Source organism: Polaromonas sp., from assembly GCF_049790275.1.
Taxonomy (GTDB): Bacteria; Pseudomonadota; Gammaproteobacteria; order Burkholderiales; family Burkholderiaceae_C; genus Polaromonas.
Window position 1 is genome coordinate 1 of record NZ_JBAQYR010000113.1, and the last position, 19,076, is coordinate 19,076.

Below are 19,076 nucleotides of genomic sequence, written 5' to 3' on the forward strand. Positions count from 1 at the left end.
GGGCGCCCGGGCGCCGCCGGCGGCGCCGGCTTTCCTGCATCTGCGCGCGGAATTCCACGGCCCGGGCCGGGTCGATGCGGTACTCGATCGTGATGCGCACCTGGCCGGTCAGCGGCGGCGCCTCGGCACTCGGCACCTTGAACTCGCGCGAGGGCGTCAGGTCTTCCTCGATGCTGCGGTCTCGCAGCAGCAGCTGCGTGACGCAGATCGAAAAAATCGCCGTCAGTGCAGCCGTCAGCATGCTGGCCGGCACACTGGTGACGGTGGCAATCTGGCCCCACACGGCAGCGCCCAGGGCGCTGGCGCCCATGATCGCCATCTGGAAAATCGACATGCCGCGCGCGCGGACCCAGTCAGGCAAGGCGAGCTGCGCCGACACGCTCAGGGTGTTGGCCGTGGTGATCCACGCTGCACCCGCAAAAAACATGGCGGGGGCGGCAACGTAGGCATTCGGCGCAAAGGCCACGACGGCCGTCGCCACCGATTGCAGCACCATACCGCCAAGCACCAGTGCATCGCGTGAGAAAGTGCGGCGCAGGCGCGGCAGCAAGAAGGCAACGACAAAAATGGCACCGAAGCCCATGGACGCCAGCAGCAGCGTGAAGGTACCCGCGCCGCCGCTGTGCAGGCCGCGCGCCACCAGCGGCAACAGGGCCAGCAAGGCTGTGGAGTGAAAGAAAAACAGCGCCACACGCAGCAGCACCGCGCGCAGGCGCGCCGACTGGCGCACAAACTGCACGCCGACACGCATCGCGCTGATCAGGCGCTCGCGCCCCAGTGGGCTGGGCACGTGTTCGCGGCGCCAGCGCATGATCACAAAGCCGGCCGCCAGGGAGAGCGCGGCATTGAGAATAAAAACGTATTCGCTGCCGGCGCTGGCAATCAGCGCACCGGCCACCAGCGGGCCGATGATGCGCGAGGCATTCATGGCCACGCCATTGAGTGCCAGCGCGGCGGGCAGCTGCGCGCGCGGCACCAGCTCCGGGACAATCGCCGAAAAAACCGGCCAACGCATCGCCAACCCGACGCCGTTGGCAAAGGTCAGCGCCAGCAGGAGCGGCGCGGTCATGACGTCCATGACGATCGTCAGGCACAGCAGCATGGCCACCGCGGCCACCCAGAACTGCGTGATGATGAAGTAGCGACGCCGGTCCAGGATGTCGGCCAGCGCACCGCTGGGCAGCCCGAGCAGAAAGACCGGCAATGTCGATGCCGATTGCACCAGCGCAACCCAGATCGGCGAGGTAGTCAGCGACGTCATCAGCCAGGCGGCCGCGACATCGTTCATCCACATGCAGATGTTGGCTGCCATCCAGGTGCCCCAGAGCATGCGGAAAACCGGCGAGCCGAGCGGCGCCCAGGCCGACAGCGAGGCTGGGTCGTGCCGGGTCACGGGAATGTCGCCGGACGGTTCCGGTGGGCTGGGGTGGGGCATCGCGCTATTGAGTTTGGGGCTTGCCTGGCTGGCGTTTGCGGTGGGAAAACGCCTGCCCCGCCGGACACATGTCTGCCGGACTTGCAAGACTGCGGTGTTTCAGGGGTTCTGCAGGGTCCAGATGCGGCTGATCTGGGCCGACAGCTCCATCGGGTCAAAAGGCTTGTGGATCACGTCGATGGCGCCCAGCTCGAGATACTGCGCCACTTCGGCAGCCTGCACCTTGGCCGTCATGAAGATCACCGGCGTGCCAGCCGTGGCAGGCAACTCCCGCAGTGCCTTGAGCGTGCTCGGGCCGTCCATGCCCGGCATCATGACGTCGAGCAGCAGCAGGTCGGCCTGCGCCGTGGGGGCCGCCGCCAGCGCCTCGCTGCCAGACGAGCAGGCAATCACGGTGAAGCCGCCGACAGCCTCCAGGGCCATCTGGGCAACCGCACGGATATCGGGCTCGTCTTCCACATACAGGATTCGGGCGAGGGGTTTGGGCATTCGGGGTCCTTGTGGTCAAAAGGTGGCTCAGTCGCGCAGCAGAGGGCGGCCCGCTTCGGATGCGCAAGTATGAAGTGGAAAACGCAGCCGGGCAACCATCATCCGGCGGGCAGGGCGGCCTGCAGCGTGTCGATGGCCAGGGCAATCTCGGAGCGCTGGGTCAGGGTCAGGTCCGGCCCGGCGGCCACCGCATGCTCCACCAGAAGCTCCAGCGCCTTGGCGGCTGTTCCGATTTCCCGATAACCCAATGTCCCGGCAGTACCGGCCAGGGTATGCGCCATGCGCTCCAGATCCTTCATCGGTTTGGGTGCGTCCGCGTCTGCGTTGACCACCTGCCACAACGCGCGTATCTCGGCTATTTTTTCGGGCAGGCTGCGCTGGTACTCGATCCGCTGCTCGGCAAGGAATCGCTGGAACTCCTCTTGCGGCGAGCTCACGACAAGTCCTCCCCGGCGCTCGCCGCGATGGCCGCCCAGGGGACGGCAGGCCGGACAGGGTCGGGGCGGTTTTTCATGCTGTTTTTATTAGACCACGACCCTCTGTACCCCCCTGCCAGCAGGGTCGCAAGCCGGGGTCAATTCGGTGGCTTCGGTGGTTCGAACAGCGCCGCCACCATATCCGACTGGGTGATGATGCCTGTCAGCCGCCCATCGTCGGCAATGATGGGAATGTGGTGGTGCCCTGTACCGCCAAACAGCGGCACCAGGTCCACCAGGTAACGCTGCTCGCTGGCCACCCGCACCTGGCGCGTCATGATCTGGCCCACCACCGGCGGTTTGCCGGACGGACCGATGGCACCCAGCAGCTTGCGCAGCTTGGCGTCCATGCCCTGGTAGCCCTCCAGTTCGGCCGCTCGCATGAAGTCGGCCAGCGTGACAATGCCCGCAATGCGGAAGTCGGCGTCCACCACCGGCAGGGCCTTGATGCGGCGCTCCCGCAGCAGTGCCCAGGCGTGCTCCAGCGGCGTGCTGTGGGTCACAGTCACCAGGTCGCGCGACATGATGTCGGCACAACGGATCCCGGCCAGCTTGCGCTGGTAGGCCTGCCATTTCATCTGCTCCAGCAGCGCCTGCAAGTCATCGCGGCTGACGTCCAGCACCTGGTTGTATCGGGCCAGCACCGCGTCCAGGTCTGCATCGGCGGCCCGGGCCTGGCTCAGGCCTTCACCGTCCGCGGCGGGCTGCTGCCGATGCGGATAGGCCCGCCGCGTGGCATTGTTGTAGGCAATCCCGGCGAGCGCCAGCAGCACGGCGTTGAAGAGCACCGGGAAAAGCGCAAACCAGGGATCGGTGATGCCGCCCAGCACCATCATCAGGGCCGATGCACCGCCGGGCGGATGCAGGCAGCGCAGCGCCAGCATCAGGCCGATGGCGGTGCCCACGGCTACGGCAGCAGCCAGTTCCGGTGGGCTGATCCAACGTGCGCAGGCGATGCCGACCAGCGCCGACAGCGTGTTGCCGCCGACCACCGACCAGGGCTGGGCCAGCGGACTGGCCGGCACCCCGAAAACCAGTACCGCACTGGCACCCATGGGCGCGACCAGCCACAGCAGGCCGGAATCGGTCGTGCCGCCCGCCACATGGCAGGCCAGGCCGGCCAGCAGGATGCCGACAAAGGACCCCAGGACAATGCGCCAGCGTTCCCGCGCATTGATCCGGGTTCGCGCAGGACGGAACGACTGCAGCCAGAAAGCGGCAACGGCCAGGGGTGACTTTTTGCCGGTGTCAGCGCCGGCGCTGGAGGAAGAAGGCATCGTCAAGCGGTCAGCTTAACGCACCGTTCAGACAGAAAAAACACGGCCGGCCACGGGACCATCAGCCTTTGCGCGCCCGCTCGTACAGCGGCATCACCCGGGGCAGGTTGCGCTCCATGTCGGCAATGCGTGTGGCACCCGCCGGGTGTGTGCTGAGCCATTGCGGCGGTGCGCCCTTGTTGGCAGTGGCCATTTTTTGCCACAGGGTGATGCCGGCGCGCGGGTCAAACCCGGCGCGTGCGCCGAGTTCCATGCCCACCAGGTCGGCTTCGGATTCGTCCTCGCGGCCAAAACGCAGATTGAGCAGTTCCACACCCAGACCCGCCACGGTCTGGCCCAGATCCCCCAGGCCAAGCAGCTGCGACAACAGGCTGGCGCCTATATTGGTGGCCGCCGATTTGCCCATGCGCTCCCGGGCGTGCTCGCGCAAGGCATGGGCCATCTCGTGGCCCATGATCATGGCGACCTCGTCGTCGTTCAGTTGCAGCTGGTCAAGAATGCCCGTGTAGAAAGCGATCTTCCCGCCGGGCATGCAAAACGCATTGATCTGCTTGCTGCCAATGAGGTTGACCTCCCACTGCCAGTCCTTGGCGCGCGGGTTCCAGCTCACCGCATGCGGAATGACGCGCTGGGCGATGCGGCGCAGCCGCTGCAGCTGCGGATGGCTGGCCGGGGCCAGTGCCTTCTGGGCCGCTGCTTCCTGCATCATCTTGCCGTACTGCTGCTTGGCGGCCTGCTCGATCTCCCCGGCCGGCACCAGCTGGGTGAAGCCCGAGTTGCGTCCCACGGCCACCCCGTCGCCCTGCGCCATGGCTGGCGCGGTACTCAGTAGCAGGGTGCAAGCCAGCACAGCCAGCGTCGGTTTCAAAACAAATGTCATCGCCATCTCCAGAATACAGGGCATATTCCTCCATGCGTGGCATGAAGGTCACAGCGTATTATTCCCGCATGAGCGAGACCTTATCCGACAAACCTCTGCCGCCGCGTCAGCCGACACCGCTTCCTGAAACTCCCGCTACCCCGACTGCCCCAGCCCAACACCCCGGCTGGGCCGAAACCCTGCGGGTTTACCTTGAGGCCCCCACCCTGCGCATGCTGCTGCTCGGGTTTTCCGCCGGCCTGCCGCTGCTGCTGGTTTTTGGCACCCTGAGTTTCTGGCTGCGCGAAGCCGGCATTGACCGCACCACCATCGGCTACCTGAGCTGGGTCGGGCTGGCCTACGGCTTCAAATGGGTCTGGGCGCCGCTGGTGGACCGCTTGCCGATTCCGTTGCTGACGCGCCTGCTCGGGCGCCGCCGCAGCTGGTTGCTGCTGTCGCAGGGCGTCATCATGGCAGCGCTGGCCGGCATGGCACTGACGGACCCCAAAATTGCGCTGCTGCCGGTGGTGTGGTGCGCACTGGCCGTGGCTTTTGCCTCGGCCACACAGGATATCGCGCTGGATGCCTTTCGCATCGAGTCGGCCGACGTGCAGCGCCAGGCCGCGCTCGCAGCGGCCTACCAGACGGGTTACCGCATGGCGATGATCTGGGCCGGTGCCGGCGTGTTGTGGATTGCCGCGCGGGCCGAAGTGGGCGGTTCAGGCGGCGTGATCGCCTACCAGCACGGCGCCTGGCAAATCGCCTACCTGGTGATGGCGGCCTCCATGCTGCTGGGTGTGGTCACGGTGCTGTTTTCGCCCGAGCCGGCGCCGCGCGAACTCCCGCCCGCACGCAACGCTGCCGAGTGGCTCAAGAGCGCGCTGGTCGAGCCTTTTGCCGACTTTCTGCGCCGCTACGGCAAACACGCCCTGCTGATCCTGATGCTGATCGCCGTCTACCGCATCAGCGACGTGGTCATGGGCATCATGGCCAACCCGTTCTACGTGGACATGGGTTACACCAAGGACGAGGTGGCAGCCGTCACGAAAATTTATGGCGTCATCATGACGCTGGTGGGTGCCTTTGCGGGCGGCGCACTGGCCATGCGTTTCGGTGTGATGCGTGTGCTGATGCTGGGCGCGGTGCTCAGTGCCGGCAGCAACCTGCTGTTTGCCTGGCTGGGTTCGCTGGGGCACGACGTCCACGCGCTGATTTTCGTGATCTCGGCAGACAACCTGTCCAGCGGCATCGCTTCGGCGGCCTTCATTGCCTACCTCTCGAGCCTGACCAACATCAACTACTCGGCCACGCAGTACGCGCTGTTCAGCTCCATGATGCTGCTGCTGCCGAAGTTTCTGGCCGGCTATTCGGGCAGCTACGTGGATGCGTTTGGTTACAGCAGTTTTTTCACGGGAACGGCGCTGCTGGGGGTCCCGGTGCTGTTGCTGGTCTGGCTGGCTTCACGCATGAAAATACCATCCAACCCTTGACTGGTGCTCGCCAACAGCTATCAGAATAATAGCTACGCACCCTCCGGGATCTTCTTCGGCTGCCTGCTTCAGCGGTTTACCTAACTTTACAGGCGCTTTAACGCGACTTGTTGCGCGGCGCGCACCATGAAGCGGTCATTGAAGAAGGAGCCCCCCATGAGTGACCGCACCCCAAGCCCGTTTACCACCGATGTACTGGCGTCCAGCCCCGCATCGGGCGCCAGTAGCTACACTGATCAGCCCACCAGCACCCGCGCAGTGAGCCAGCCCATGACACAGCAACTTCTGATGATCGAAGACGACACCCGCCTGGCAGCCATGGTCGGGGAATACCTGCGCCAGTCGGGTTATGGATTCACCCATGCCGCCGATGGCGCCAAGGGCCTGGAAGCCCTGCAGAGCTGCAAGCCCGACCTGGTGATCCTCGACCTGATGCTGCCCGACATGGACGGCCTCGAAGTGTGCCGACGCATCAAGGGCATGGGCGGCGATGCATCGCGTACTGCCGTGCTGATGCTGACCGCCAAGGGCGACCCGATGGACCGCATTGTCGGCCTGGAAATCGGCGCCGACGACTACCTGCCCAAGCCCTTTGAGCCACGCGAGTTGCTGGCCCGCATCCGCGCCGTGCTGCGCCGTGGCGGTGAAGCCGCCAGCACGGCCGGCAGCCAGCAAACCATGCGTTTCGGTTCGCTCGAGATTGACCGCGACGCCCGCACCGTGTCTGTCTCCGGCAAGACCTGCGAGCTGACTTCCTACCAGTTCGACCTGCTGGTGGCGCTGGCCGAACGCGCCGGCCGCGTGCTCTCCAGAGACCAGATCATGGAAGCCGTGCGCGGCCGTGAACTCGAAGCCTTTGACCGCTCGATCGACGTGCACATGGGCCGCATCCGCAGCGCCATCGAGCTGGATGCCAAGGACCCGAAACGCATCCTCACCGTGCGCGGTGTGGGTTATGTTTTTGCCAAACAGCAGGACTGAACGGAATGCGTCGAATGGAACTTCCAGAAATTCGATTTCCGGGATGCAGGGTGAGGCGCACGGCGCGCAGGACACCGGAATGCACTTCGGTGCAGGTGGATTCCTAGCACCGGGCAACGAAGCCATGCGCCCGCAAATCGGATTTATAGGAGTTCCGGGATGTGGTCACGTTTTACCTCGCACCTGTATGTGCGCATCTGGCTGGCGGTCGTGGCGACCGTGGTCGTGCTTGCTTTCCTGATGGGTGCCGCATGGCAGTTGAGCACCGACCCCCCGCAGTTGCCGATACGCGAAGTCCTGGTTCACAACCAGGCCGGTGAACTGATCGGCCGGGCGCAGACCAGAGCCGACCGCAAACTGGGCGACGGCATGGAGTTTGATCTGGTGACCCGGGATGGCCAGGTGCTGAACCTCGAACTGCCCCGGCCCAAACGCCCCCCCAGGAATGCCTGGAGCCGGGCGCCTTTCGGCTTTGGCTGGATGCTGGGTGTGGTGGCACTGGCCGTGGCACTAGGCGCCTACCCCATCATCCGCCGCCTGACGCAGCGTCTTGAAGGGCTGCAGCGCGGCGTCGAGCGCTGGGGCAGCGGCGACCTGTCGGCCCGGGTGGCAGTGCAGGGCAGCGACGAAGTGGCCTTCCTGGCCGAACGTTTCAACCATGCCGCCGAACGTATTGAAACGCTGATGGAGTCGCAGAAAGCATTGCTGGCCTCGCACAAATCCCTGCTGGCCAATGCCTCCCATGAGCTGCGTTCGCCGCTGGCGCGCATACGCATGGGCCTGGAGTTGATGGGTGGCGGCGCCGGCTCGGCGCAGCGCGCTGAGATCTCGCGCAGCATCAGCGAGCTGGACCAGCTGATCGACGAGATCCTGCTGGCCAGCCGGCTCGACGCCCGGCAGGCGGATGCCGAACCCTTCGAAACCGTGGACCTCACCGGCCTGGCTGCCGAGGAATGCGCGCGCGTGCAGGCCGATCTGGGCACGGCGACCCAGACCGAAAGCCTGACACTGCAGGGCTCGGCGCGCCTGCTGCGCCGGCTGATCCGCAACCTGCTGGAGAACGCCAGGCGCTACAGCAACGGCGAAATCAGCCTGGAACTGGCGCAAACCGGTGCGGGTGCACAGCAGCGTGCCGTGATCCGCGTCAATGACCGGGGGCCCGGCGTGCCGGCAGACCAGCGCGAACGGATTTTTGAACCTTTTTACCGCCTGCCGGGTGCCAGCGAGCGCGAGGGCGGTGTGGGCCTGGGCCTGGCGCTGGTCAAATCCATCACCGCGCGGCATGGCGGCAAGGTGCGCTGCGAAGACCGCCCGGGCGGCGGCGCTTCCTTTGTGGTCGAGCTGCCGATGCCGGCCACCGCCTAGCGTCCTGTCCCGCCAATAAAGGCGATATGAAATCGTCCTATTGGCGGGACAGGCCAACCAGGAATACGCATACGCGGCAGGGCCGACGAAATATACAATCGCCTCCATCCACCCAGGGGAAGGCCTTGTATGTCGCCCACCGCAACCGCCGCGCCAATATTTTTCCCTGAACTGGGGGCCGGCCCGCAGGCCATCCTGTCCATCCGGGTGCTCGCATGAGCGTGCCTCTCGCTACCCTGCTGCGCCAGTCGAACCCGGTCTGGCTGCATGACGCTTTCAGTTCGCTGCCCGGCACACCTGCCGGAACACCTCTTGTGTTCGAGCGTGCCGAACATGCTGCCGATTACCTGCGTTTCTGGAGCGCCGACCCCGCAGCTCTCACCGTCCTGCGTTACGCCCTGTACCGCTGCGAACATTCCCCCTCGGTGTTTGCCATGCCCGATGCGCAGGTGCTGCAGGCGCTCGCCGCCAAACTGGCACGCGGCGCTCTGGTGCTGAGGAACCGCCAGGCAGGCGCCGGCACAGGCGGCTGGCCTCTGGTGCCCGCCACCGAGGCCGCGGTACCGGCGTCCAGCACCCTGATCAACCTCAACACCCTGCCCGACCGGCCTGCGGTACCTCCGCTGCTGCCGCTGCTCGAAGAAGTGCAGATCGAAGGCGCCGAGGTGTTGCCTGAAATCGAGCAGACGCTGGAGCAGATCGACCTCACCATGGGAAGCATCGACCTGGCCGGCGTATCGCTGGAACCGACGCCGTCCAAGGTACCGCTGATCGAGACCGCCATGACCGATGCCAGCACGTCGGTGACCAAAACGCTCGACGACCTGTAGCGCATGCAGTTTGTGACCCGGGCCGGCACGGCCATCAGCACCGGCGCCACGCAGGTGATCGAGTCGGTCGCCACCGCCTCAAGCACCTTGCAGACCGAACTGGGTGCCGGCATTGCCGAAGCCACCGCGGCCATCAGCACCGTGACCCAGCAGGTCAGCGCGGTGGCCACGCAGATCGCCCGGCTGAGTCCGCCACTCAATCCGCAAGCGCTGGTCGGACCGCTGTCGGTGGCGCTGGCGCGGCTGCAATCGGACCTGGGCGGTGTGGTGAACTCACTGGCCGGCCTGGGGCCGCGTCTGGCCGCGGCGGGTCAGCAACTGACCGGCATCGCCGGCGATGCCCGGGAAGCCGTGTCGGTCGCCACGGGTTTGCCGGGCCGGCTGGCGGCGATCCGCCCCGATGTGTCCGGCATTCCGCCGCGGCTGGCCGGCATCGCCCGCAGCGCGCAGGACCTGGGCAACCGGGCACTGTCCCTGGAACCGCGCCTGGCGCAGTTTGCCGGCACGCTGTCGCCCCTGCAGCAGCGCCTGGTGGATCTGCAGATCAGGCAACCGGCAGACCTCGCCAGCGCACAGGCCGGCGTGTACGCCGAGGTGCAGGGCGCGCTGGACGGCATCAACGGCGAGATCGGCAACGTGCGGGCGGAAGTCGCCGGCGCTGCGACAGGCATCCAGACAGACATCGAAGCCACCGCGCAAAGCCTGGCAACGGTGCTGGACGGGCTCCAAGCCCAGATTGATGCGGTGGTGGCCGATATGTCCGGCGTCATTGACTCCGTCATGGGCCGGATCGATGCAGCGGTCACTGTGCTGGAGGAGGAACTCGCCGCGCTCACCGAACAGGTCGGCGGTTTCAAGGACCGCACCCGCGAGGTGGCACTGGCCATTGCCGCGCCGGTGCTGGGGGTGGAAGCAGCCATCGACGCGGTCGCGGCGCAGATTGAAGCCGTGGGCCAGGTCATCGACGGCATCCTGGCCAGCATCGAGGCCCAGATCACCCACCTGGAAACCGTGATTGCCGCGCTCAAGCAGACCATGGACACCGCCGTGACCGGGGTGGACGACACGCTGACGGTGCTGAAAGACACATTGGGCGAAGTCATCACCGAGATCGACGAACTCAAGGCCACGCTGCAAGCCCTGCCCGAGCGGTTCCAGCCGGTCGAAGCGCAAATCGACGAAGCGCAGCAGATGATTGAAAGCATCCAGCAGCGCATCCGCGAATTCATGGACCGCGCCGACCGCGCGCTGGCGCAGGCCAGCCGCGAGATGGACCAGGCCGACGCACTGTGCGACAACGCCATCGCGGTCTGCACCAAGTACATCACGCGTTCTCTGGCCATGGTAGCGGCGCGCACGCTGTTCATGGGCGTCAAGGCGATGATTCCCGGCATCAGGACAACCATCGCCGGCGCGCGCGCCACGGTGAAGACATCGGGCAACACCGCCATCGGCCTGCTGGACCAGGCCATCGCGGTCGTCGAGCAGTTGCGGACCGTGGTCAAGCAGGCCATCGAACAGGTACGCCAGGCCATTGCACAGGTGGTTGCGGTGCTGGACCAGGTGCGCGCCGCTCTGGTGCAGGCGCAGGAACGCATGACCCAGGTTTCAACCGAAATGCATGCGGCAGCGGAGCAGGTCAAGGCCCAACCCGACAAGCTGGTGGCCCAGGTGCGCGAGGCGCGCGACAGTTTTGTCGCCGCCACACAGCCGCGTGAAAAAGTCAACGCCGTGTGCGCGCAGGTGCTGGGTTTCAAGGGCCGCTTTGTGGCGCCGGTTCGCCTGCAGGTGGAAAGCGCCGAGTCCCGGGTCATCCAGGGCATCAGCGACGTGCAGACAAAGATGCAGCCTCCGATGGACCAGCTCAAGGAAAAAGTGCAGGCGCTGCGTGACCAGATGTCGGCGCTTCAGGCACAGATCCGACGGCCGCCCGCCCAGCTTCAGGCCCTGATGGAAGATCTCAAAGGACAGCTGAACCAGCAGGTGAACCGCGCGCGCCAGGTCCTCGACGATGTGCTCGCGAAGGCCGATGGCCTGATCGGCCAGGCCCAGCAGGCTGTGCAGTCGGCGGCGCAGGCAGGAAGCGACGCCAGCCAGTCCTTGTCCGGAATGGCCGACCGCTTCAGCCAGGCCAGCAGCGAAACCAGCAGCCTGGTCACACGGATGCAGACGGCTGCCGACGATGCCACCAGCCAGGTCGACGGGCTGGGCGCCAGGCTGGACAGCTTGCGCACCGAAGCCGAAAACGCCCTCCAGCAAATTCAGGCCGGCGTGCAAAGCACCAGCGACAGCGCGCTCGCCCTGCGCCAGGAGTTCGAAGCGGCGGGCCAATCTGCCAGCCGCCAGCCCGACGCCACCGCCGCCAGCATGGCGACGCTGCTCAGTGCCGCAGAGCCCCTGCAAGGCGCGCTGGCTTCCGCACAGCAGGACGCCGCAGCCCAGGCCGAAGCGGCGAACCAGGCCAGCGCCGGGCCCCTGGAAAAACTGGCAGACGCCCGACAGTCCCTGGCCACCATGCTGGACGACGCGCTGGCAGCCGTCGCGCCGCCTGGCGACGCCGCCCGAGAGGAGCAGCAGAAGATGGACGAGCGGCTGGCATCGGTCGCAGGTGAAGTGGACGGGCTGAAGCAACAGGTGCAGGCAGCGTCGAAAGAGGTCGCCGAACGCACGGCCGAGGCCCGCGCCGACGTCGAGCAGCACCGCGACAAAGGCCAGGCGCTGATTGAAGAAGCCATGAAAGAAGTGGAAACAGCCAAGGCGCAAACTGAGGTCGCACGTGCCGACGTCGTGAGCGCCGAGGCCACGATGGATGCGGAGGTCGTCAAACACGGCGGCGAAGCACTGGCACGCAAGGCGCCGCCTGCAGAAGCAGCCGCAGCCGCGCCGCCGCCATCACCCGCAGAGGCCAGCCAGGGGCCAGCCGCGTCCGGTGCTGGCGCGCCAGCCAGCGCCCCGGGCAGCGCCGCTCCCGATAACGCCGGAGCCTCACCGGCCAGCCCTTCGGCGAAAGGGGACAGCGCCCCTCCGACCCCTTCGGCCAAACAGCAAGCCCCTCAAGGCAGCGGTCCACACGCAGGAACTTCCCCGGACGGCGCTGCAACAGATGCCCCGTCACCACAACAGGGAGCCGACGTGCCGCAGGCGCCAGGCGACGGCGACAAAGCCCCCGTTACGCCGGAAGACGGTGCGCCCGTGGATCAAGGCCCGCCCGATGGAAAGCTAACGGACAAGCCCTCTGGACTGCCGGGTGGCGATGCAGTCAAAAAGCCTGCGACGGCCGAGCTGCCAGGTGACGGATTGCCTGCCTCACCCTCCACAGCCTCATCAGACGCACCAGCCAGCATCCCGGTCGCCAAGCCGGACACGCCCGAGGTGCCTGGCCGACCCGCCAAACTGCCGTCCGACCTGCCGCCTGGCGGCAGCGGTGCGGCACCCGCCGACCCGTCCCCACTTGGCGCATCCACTGCAGACCCGACGCGCTTGCGGCCGCCCCAGCCGCTCAAGGATGCGCTGGACAAGGCCGTACCGGCGAAACCGGTTACACCAATGCCTGATGCACTCCCATCCGGGCTCGAAGCCCTGGCCGACAAGCTGCCTGCACCCGCGGATGCGGCCGAAGCGGGCAAGTTTCTGGAGGGTCTGAAAGACGCGGTGGCAGGCAGTCAGAAGCCATAGGGACTCCCGGGGTCACTTGCCGAAAAGTGTGAAGAACGTCGCAGTTTTCCCCAAATTCACGCATAAAAACCACACCCCTCCCTCAAATGGGGGATGCCTGAAATAACGTGGAACCCTAAAGTCAGAACGTTGCTGTGACAACACCGATAAGCTGGAACAAAGGCAGAAGACGAAAAGTCGACCAACAGATCATCAGTCTCAACGACGTCCCCTCAAAGGACTTGGCAAAGCCACCGCAAGGTGGCTTTTTTTTTGCCTGTATGGGCTTTACCACGCTGGCGGCCGAAAGGTCGGAGAGCCAATGCTGGCAGGCGTTTCAAGGGAGTTAGGGTGGCGCTACCAGCGATTTCTGGCGCCGCGAAAAAGAGGACCGGGATTCCATTGAGCCCAGCCGGGCAAAGCTCACGCACCAAGGGGGAACGATTGCAGCAAGCGCGCTTGGCCGCCCACCAATTCGTACACGCTCAGCTTGTCCAGCACAAAGTCCTTTTTGGGTATTGAGCAGCAGAGCAGCTCACTTTCTTGTTCTTTCGAAAGCTCAACCGTCGCGCTTATGGTGCAGTGGGGAGTAAACACGAACGGGCTTGAAGAGAACCTGACGCCGGACTCCAAAAGAGCGCTGTGCAATGCGTCGAACGGCAACCTGTCCCGTGGCTTGAGCCAGAACACCGGCACCCCGGGGAACCGTTGCATGGACTCAAAGGCACAAACAAAAGGCGCGTGCCGGCGCGCGATTCGCGCCAGCGCGGCGAAAACGTCTGTTGCGCTCTGGGCTTCTGCGAGCGTCCCCGCTCCCGACGACCCCGCGACGGTGATTTCGGGTGGTAGATTGGCTTCGTAGGGGTCATACCTCGCCCGCAGGGCAGTGACTTCCTCCGCGGCGAGCGAGGGCAAGTCCAGGACAATATACGTGGGCGCGGAAAACAGCTCGCTAGGCATGGCGTTGGGCATCTTGAAACGGCCTGACTGTTGTGCATGGTTTTGGGAAAGTCACCCAAGTGTAGGACCGCAAGCAGGCTGACGTGACCGAGCCTTCATATTGCTTCACAGCGGGAGAATATCTCTGTGAAGCCACGCGTCATCCAAAAAAAGTCGCCCTAGATTGCTCTGAGCGACTCTGTACAGGTTTTGGGCCAACAGCGTAGTAAAACCCGCCTGGGTGTCTTCCGTGAGTGGCGCAAAAGCTCGCGTTACCATTCACGGTCAAACGAAAAGGCAGCCCGGCTCTGAGCAACGCCCCGGACCCCGCAATCCATCCAAGGAGTTTTACCGTGACCCCAGACCATCGGGCTGCAGCTGTCAGCCAGAGCTTTTCCGTCTCGCCTCAAGATCGGCTTCCCATGATGGCCAGGCAGGCCATGTCTGCCGCGCAGCGCGAGGCGGCCGACGCCCTGATTGCCGGGCCGCGCAAGGCCGTGTTCGGCCCCTTCATTCCCCTGCTGCGCAGCCCCGAGTTGATGTCGCGTGTCGGCATGGTCGGCGAATACCTGCGTTTTGACAGCCTGCTGGAAGTCCGCATCCGTGAACTTGCGATGTGCCTGGTCGCGCGCCATGTGTCCAACCAGTTTGAGTGGTTGATGCATGCACCGTTGGCGCTCAAGGCCGGCGTTCCGCAGGCCAGCCTGGACGCGATTGCCGAAGGCCGGTACCCGCACAGCCAGGCTCCGGACGAGGCAGCTGTCGTGGACTTGGTCACCGAACTGCTGCAGCACCACGGTGTCAGCGACAGCAGCTATGCCGCCGCACTGGGTGTGTTCGGCGAGCAGGGTGTGGTCGAGTTGACGACACTGGTCGGCTATTTTGCGATGGTCTGCTGGGTCATGAACGTGGCACGCACGCCCACGGAGAACAAGCCCGGCTTCGCGCCGCTGAACGCCTTTCCGGCTTGATGGCTACGGCTACAAGGCCGCCAGCACCCGCGCTGCGCTGATGTCGTTCAGACAGCGGGTGTGGCCCAGCGGGCATTCGCGCTCGAAACACGGCGCGCAATCGAGCGGTGGTTGGTAGCTTGGATCGTTTTTAAGCCACAGCACGGTGGCGCGCGTATTCAGCGGCGGCGTGTGCAGCGGGCTGGAAGAACCAAAAATCGCCACCTGAGGAACGCCAAAAGCGGCAGCCACATGCATCAGGCCGGAGTCGTTGCTGATCACACTTTGGGCTGCGGCGATGGCACACAGCGCCTGCAGCAAGGTGGTTTTGCCCGCCAGGTTGACGCAGGCGCCTGGCCTCTTGGCGTTGGCCGCCTCGGCGATTTCTTCGCACAATGCGGCTTCTTTGCCCGACCCCAACAACAAAACGGGCAGCGCCAGGTTCTGGGCCAACTCGGAGAAATGCCGTGCAGGCCAGCGTTTGGCCGGCCCGTATTCGGCCCCTGGTGCAAACACGTGATAGGCGCCGCGTTGCAGGCCGAGTTCGGTGAGCGCCTGTGCCACCTCATCGGGCGGCATCTCCAGCTGCGGCCGATCTGCGTCCAGGTCGGTTTCGCCGCTAAGCGCCGAATAGAACGCCACCATGGGCGGGCGCTGGCCTTTGGCCGGATTTTTCAGGCGGTGTGTCAGCAGGCCGATGCGCGCCTCACCGAGGTACCCAACACGTTTTGGAATGCCCGCCAACAGCGGCAGCAGGGCGCTTTTCAGTGAATTGGGCAGCACATAAGCGGTGTCGAAGCGGCCTTCGATCTGCCGGGCCAGTGCGCGCCGCGCCTTCAGCTGCAAACCGCCATGTGCAAACGGGAACTCGATGACCTCGTGCACCTGCGGCATCGCGCGGTACACCGGCGCAACCCAGGGCAGGGCTCCAACGGTGAGCTGCTCGCCGCGCGCGTGCAGGCGCCGGAGCAGCGGCTCGGTCATGACTGCGTCGCCTATCCACTGGGGAGCGATAACCAACGATGCCCCCCCGAAGCGGCTTTCAGCCACCTCCCCCTCAGGGGGGCGCCGCTGGCGGCCCGGCGAAGCCAGTTCCGCGGCGGCCGCTTGGCTGGGGTCAGGCACGCCGGGGACCCTAATGGCCAGCGCCGACGTGCTCGCCTGCTTTCAGCGCGTAAGTCGTGCCGCAATAAGGGCACTTGGCTTCGCCGGTGCGCGCCACGTCCAGGTAAACCTTGGGATGGCTGTTCCAGACGGCCATCTCGGCCTTGGGGCTGGGGCAGAACACGCCACCTTGCGGGTTCAGGTCTTTGGCCAGCAGTTCAACAGTAGAGGAGGTACTCATGATCAGACTTTCGCGAGCCAATGGGCGTACTTCGGGTTGCGGCCGTTGACGATGTCAAAGAACGCGCTCTGGATTTTTTCGGTGATGGGCCCACGCGAACCGGCGCCAATCTCGATGCGGTCGAGTTCGCGGATCGGCGTGACTTCCGCGGCGGTGCCGGTGAAGAAGGCCTCATCGGCAATGTAGACCTCGTCGCGCGTGATGCGCTTTTGCACCAGCTCCAGGCCGAGGTCCTTGCAGATGTGCAGGATGGTGTTGCGCGTGATGCCGTTGAGCGCACCGGCCGACAAATCGGGCGTGTAAACCACGCCGCCCTTGATGACAAAAATGTTTTCGCCCGCGCCTTCGCTGACAAAACCCGAAGCGTCGAGCAGCAGCGCTTCGTCGTAGCCGTCGTCCAGCGCTTCCATGTTGGCGAGGATGGAGTTGGTGTAGTTGCTGACCGCCTTCGCCTGCGTCATGGTGATGTTGACGTGGTGGCGGGTGTAGCTGGAAGTCTTGACGCGGATGCCGCGTTTCATGCCCTCTTCACCCAGGTAGGCGCCCCAGGCCCAGGCGGCGACCATCACATGGATAGTGTTGCCCTTGGGGCTGACGCCGAGTTTTTCCGAGCCGATCCAGGTCAGCGGACGCAGGTAGCAGCTTTCCAGCTTGTTCTCGCGCACCACGGCTTTCTGCGCTTCCATGACTTCTTCCTTGCTGAAGGGAATTTTCATGCGCAGGATTTTTGCGCTGTTGAACAGGCGCTCGGTGTGTTCCTCGAGCCGGAAAATCGCGGTGCCGTTGGCTGTTTTGTAGGCGCGCACGCCTTCAAACGCGCCGCAACCGTAATGCAGGGTGTGGCTCAGCACGTGGATTTTGGCGTCGCGCCATTCGACCATCTGGCCGTCCATCCAGATTTTTCCGTCGCGGTCTTCCATGGAGGGTGCTACTGGGGACATGGTGCTGATCCTGTGGTGATGTCGTGGGAGTGATTCTTTGGCCGGCAGGGCTGGAGAGCCCTGCGAAAACCCGAAAGGCTGATTTTACGGGGCCGGCGGGGCATCGGGCTGCTCCGGCCTGACAAGCACATGGTGCGTCAGCTTGCCGCCAACAAATGTGCAGGTGACGTGCGACTCCCCGCCGTCAGTCCAACGAAACACCTCCGGTTGCGCGTCCTTTTCGGACTGCAGCGCGCCCAGGCTTCGCGTCATGGCCACCACGTGCAGCAGGGTCATGCCCGGCTTGAGTTTGGCGTTGAGCATGACGGCGCTGTCGAGGTAACCGATGGGCCGGTTGGCGGTGCGCCTGAGCACCTGCATCATGCGGGTGAAATGCAGCAGCAGCCACATCATCAAGCCACCAACGGCTGCCGCCACGCCGGGCCAGCCGAACCCACGGTAAGCCAGCGCCACCAAGGCGACACCGGCGATCGGAACAAGGATTTTCAGGAAGTTCATGACGCTATTTTCGCAGCCCCGGCCAGACGGGTTTCTGCGGGGAGTGCGTAGGCGGCCCGGCAGGCCGTTCAGCCATATTTTGTAGATTAAATCGGCGTTTTGCCCATGTGTTACGGGCGCGAGAAGCTATATTTTTGATAGCAAATCTGACTGTGGCCTTGTTTACGCGAGACTGCGCACGACTTCCATGGCCTCTTCCACACGCTCGACAGCATGGATGGTCAGGCCTTCAATCGGCTTTTTCGGCGCATTCGCCTTGGGCACCACCGCCACGCTGAAGCCCAGCTTGGCCGCTTCTTTCAGGCGTTCCTGGCCGCGCGGCGCGGGGCGCACTTCGCCGGCCAGTCCGACCTCGCCGAAGGCGATGAATCCCTTGGGCAGCGGCTTGCCGCGCAGGCTGGAGGTGATGGACAGCATCACGGCCAGGTCGGCCGCCGGCTCGCTGATGCGCACGCCCCCGACGGCGTTGACAAACACGTCCTGGTCCATGCAGGCGACGCCGGCATGGCGATGCAGCACGGCCAGCAGCATGGCCAGGCGGTCACGGTCCAGGCCCACCGACAGGCGGCGCGGGCTGGGGCCGCCGCTGTCGACCAGCGCCTGGATTTCGACCAGCAGCGGGCGCGTGCCCTCCAGCGTCACCATCACACAGCTGCCCGGCACCGGCTCGGCATGCTGGCTCAGGAAAATCGCGCTGGGGTTGCTCACTCCCTTCAGGCCTTTTTCGGTCATGGCAAACACGCCGATCTCGTTGACCGCACCGAAGCGGTTCTTGATGGCCCGCACCAGGCGAAAGCTCGAATGGGTGTCGCCCTCGAAATAAAGCACGGTGTCCACCATATGTTCCAGCACGCGCGGGCCGGCCAGGGCGCCCTCCTTGGTGACATGGCCAACCAGCACGATGCAGACGCCGCTGGCCTTGGCCGCGCGTGTGAGGTGGGCCGCACATTCGCGCACCTGCGCCACCGAGCCCGGCGCCGACGTGAGCTGCTCGGAGTACACGGTCTGGATGGAATCGATCACCGCCATGGCCGGCCGTGTGGCTTCCAGCGTGGCGAGAATTTTCTCCAGCTGGATCTCCGCCAGCACCTTGACCTGCGAGCCGTCCAGCCCGAGGCGGCGGGAACGCAGCGCGACCTGGGCGCCACTTTCCTCGCCGGTCACGTAAAGCGTGTCCAAGCCAGCGCGCTGCAGGGAATCGAGCGCCTGCAGCAGCAAGGTTGATTTGCCGATGCCGGGATCGCCGCCTATCAACACCACCCCGCCTTCGACAATGCCACCGCCCAGCACCCGGTCCAGCTCCTCATGCCCGGTGGGCGTGCGCGCCATGTCGGTCGCTTCTATATCTGCAAGCGTCGCCACTTCGGACGGTTTTGCCAATGAAGCAAAGCGGTTTTTGACGGGTGACTGGCTCTCCGCGACCGATTCGATCAGCGTGTTCCAGGCGCCGCAATGCGGGCATTTGCCCAGCCATTTGGGGTTGGTGCCGCCGCATTCGCTGCAGGTGTAAATCGTCTTGTCTTTGGCCATGGGGCGATATTACTGTA

At 65.1% G+C, this 19,076-nt stretch carries 17 protein-coding genes; 6 read left to right on the top strand and 11 right to left on the bottom strand.

Translation table 11 applies throughout. The features are described from left to right. From WA904_RS14750 to WA904_RS14770, 5 genes are all read right to left on the bottom strand, one after another. A partial coding sequence (locus WA904_RS14750; RefSeq protein ID WP_425197879.1) for an MFS transporter occupies window positions 1-1,435 on the bottom strand: 1,435 nt, incomplete at its 3' end. Window positions 1,436-1,534: 99 nt separating this feature from the next. After that, window positions 1,535-1,924, bottom strand: a complete 390-nt coding sequence (locus WA904_RS14755) for a response regulator (RefSeq protein WP_425197880.1) — start codon at window positions 1,922-1,924, stop codon at window positions 1,535-1,537. Between the two features lie 98 nt (window positions 1,925-2,022). After that, window positions 2,023-2,361 (bottom strand): Hpt domain-containing protein, encoded by a 339-nt coding sequence (locus WA904_RS14760; protein WP_425197881.1) that lies wholly within the window; start codon window positions 2,359-2,361, stop codon window positions 2,023-2,025. 137 nt (window positions 2,362-2,498) lie between these two features. Then, entirely contained in the window at window positions 2,499-3,677 is a 1,179-nt protein-coding gene (locus WA904_RS14765) for an HPP family protein (RefSeq protein ID WP_425197882.1), read from the bottom strand. A gap of 61 nt (window positions 3,678-3,738) precedes the next feature. After that, window positions 3,739-4,557, bottom strand: a complete 819-nt coding sequence (locus tag WA904_RS14770; RefSeq protein WP_425197883.1) for a M48 family metallopeptidase — start codon at window positions 4,555-4,557, stop codon at window positions 3,739-3,741. 68 nt (window positions 4,558-4,625) lie between these two features. Here WA904_RS14770 and WA904_RS14775 point away from each other — a divergent pair, with 68 nt between their 5' ends. The 5 genes from WA904_RS14775 (at window position 4,626) to WA904_RS14795 (ending at window position 12,877) form a co-directional block, all read left to right on the top strand. Next, window positions 4,626-6,026 carry an AmpG family muropeptide MFS transporter gene (locus WA904_RS14775; protein ID WP_425197884.1) on the top strand — a complete coding sequence of 467 codons (1,401 nt, stop codon included), beginning with the start codon at window positions 4,626-4,628 and terminating at the stop codon, window positions 6,024-6,026. 270 nt (window positions 6,027-6,296) lie between these two features. Further along, complete coding sequence (locus WA904_RS14780) at window positions 6,297-7,007, top strand: response regulator (protein WP_425197911.1); 711 nt, start codon at window positions 6,297-6,299, stop codon at window positions 7,005-7,007. Between the two features lie 159 nt (window positions 7,008-7,166). Further along, window positions 7,167-8,372, top strand: a complete 1,206-nt coding sequence (locus WA904_RS14785; RefSeq protein ID WP_425197885.1) for an ATP-binding protein — start codon at window positions 7,167-7,169, stop codon at window positions 8,370-8,372. A 215-nt stretch (window positions 8,373-8,587) separates the two neighbouring features. Continuing rightward, window positions 8,588-9,202: a hypothetical protein gene (locus tag WA904_RS14790; protein ID WP_425197886.1), complete on the top strand. Its 615-nt coding sequence runs from the start codon at window positions 8,588-8,590 to the stop codon at window positions 9,200-9,202. 3 nt (window positions 9,203-9,205) lie between these two features. Next, the gene (locus WA904_RS14795; RefSeq protein WP_425197887.1) at window positions 9,206-12,877 is read left to right on the top strand and encodes a hypothetical protein; all 3,672 of its coding nucleotides are present in this window, start codon (window positions 9,206-9,208) and stop codon (window positions 12,875-12,877) included. 402 nt (window positions 12,878-13,279) lie between these two features. On the opposite strand, the gene WA904_RS14800 is transcribed toward WA904_RS14795, so the two are convergent. Further along, on the bottom strand, window positions 13,280-13,828 hold the full coding sequence (locus WA904_RS14800; protein ID WP_425197888.1) for a 2'-5' RNA ligase family protein: 549 nt from the start codon (window positions 13,826-13,828) through the stop codon (window positions 13,280-13,282). 320 nt (window positions 13,829-14,148) lie between these two features. Here WA904_RS14800 and WA904_RS14805 point away from each other — a divergent pair, with 320 nt between their 5' ends. Further along, on the top strand, window positions 14,149-14,766 hold the full coding sequence (locus WA904_RS14805) for a carboxymuconolactone decarboxylase family protein (RefSeq protein ID WP_425197889.1): 618 nt from the start codon (window positions 14,149-14,151) through the stop codon (window positions 14,764-14,766). Between the two features lie 9 nt (window positions 14,767-14,775). On the opposite strand, the gene waaF is transcribed toward WA904_RS14805, so the two are convergent. The 5 genes from waaF to radA all read right to left on the bottom strand — a co-directional run bounded on the left by waaF (window position 14,776) and on the right by radA (window position 19,059). Further along, window positions 14,776-15,765, bottom strand: coding sequence for a lipopolysaccharide heptosyltransferase II (gene waaF / locus WA904_RS14810; RefSeq protein ID WP_425197890.1), 990 nt, complete (start codon window positions 15,763-15,765; stop codon window positions 14,776-14,778). A gap of 115 nt (window positions 15,766-15,880) precedes the next feature. Beyond that, window positions 15,881-16,090: a zinc-finger domain-containing protein gene (locus tag WA904_RS14815; RefSeq protein ID WP_425197891.1), complete on the bottom strand. Its 210-nt coding sequence runs from the start codon at window positions 16,088-16,090 to the stop codon at window positions 15,881-15,883. A gap of 2 nt (window positions 16,091-16,092) precedes the next feature. Further along, a complete protein-coding gene (locus WA904_RS14820) occupies window positions 16,093-17,031 on the bottom strand; it encodes a branched-chain amino acid transaminase (protein WP_425197892.1) in 939 nt (312 codons plus the stop codon). An 84-nt stretch (window positions 17,032-17,115) separates the two neighbouring features. After that, on the bottom strand, window positions 17,116-17,529 hold the full coding sequence (locus WA904_RS14825) for a glycerate kinase (RefSeq protein WP_425197893.1): 414 nt from the start codon (window positions 17,527-17,529) through the stop codon (window positions 17,116-17,118). Between the two features lie 162 nt (window positions 17,530-17,691). Further along, entirely contained in the window at window positions 17,692-19,059 is a 1,368-nt protein-coding gene (gene radA / locus WA904_RS14830; protein WP_425197894.1) for a DNA repair protein RadA, read from the bottom strand. Window positions 19,060-19,076: the final 17 nt, after the last annotated feature.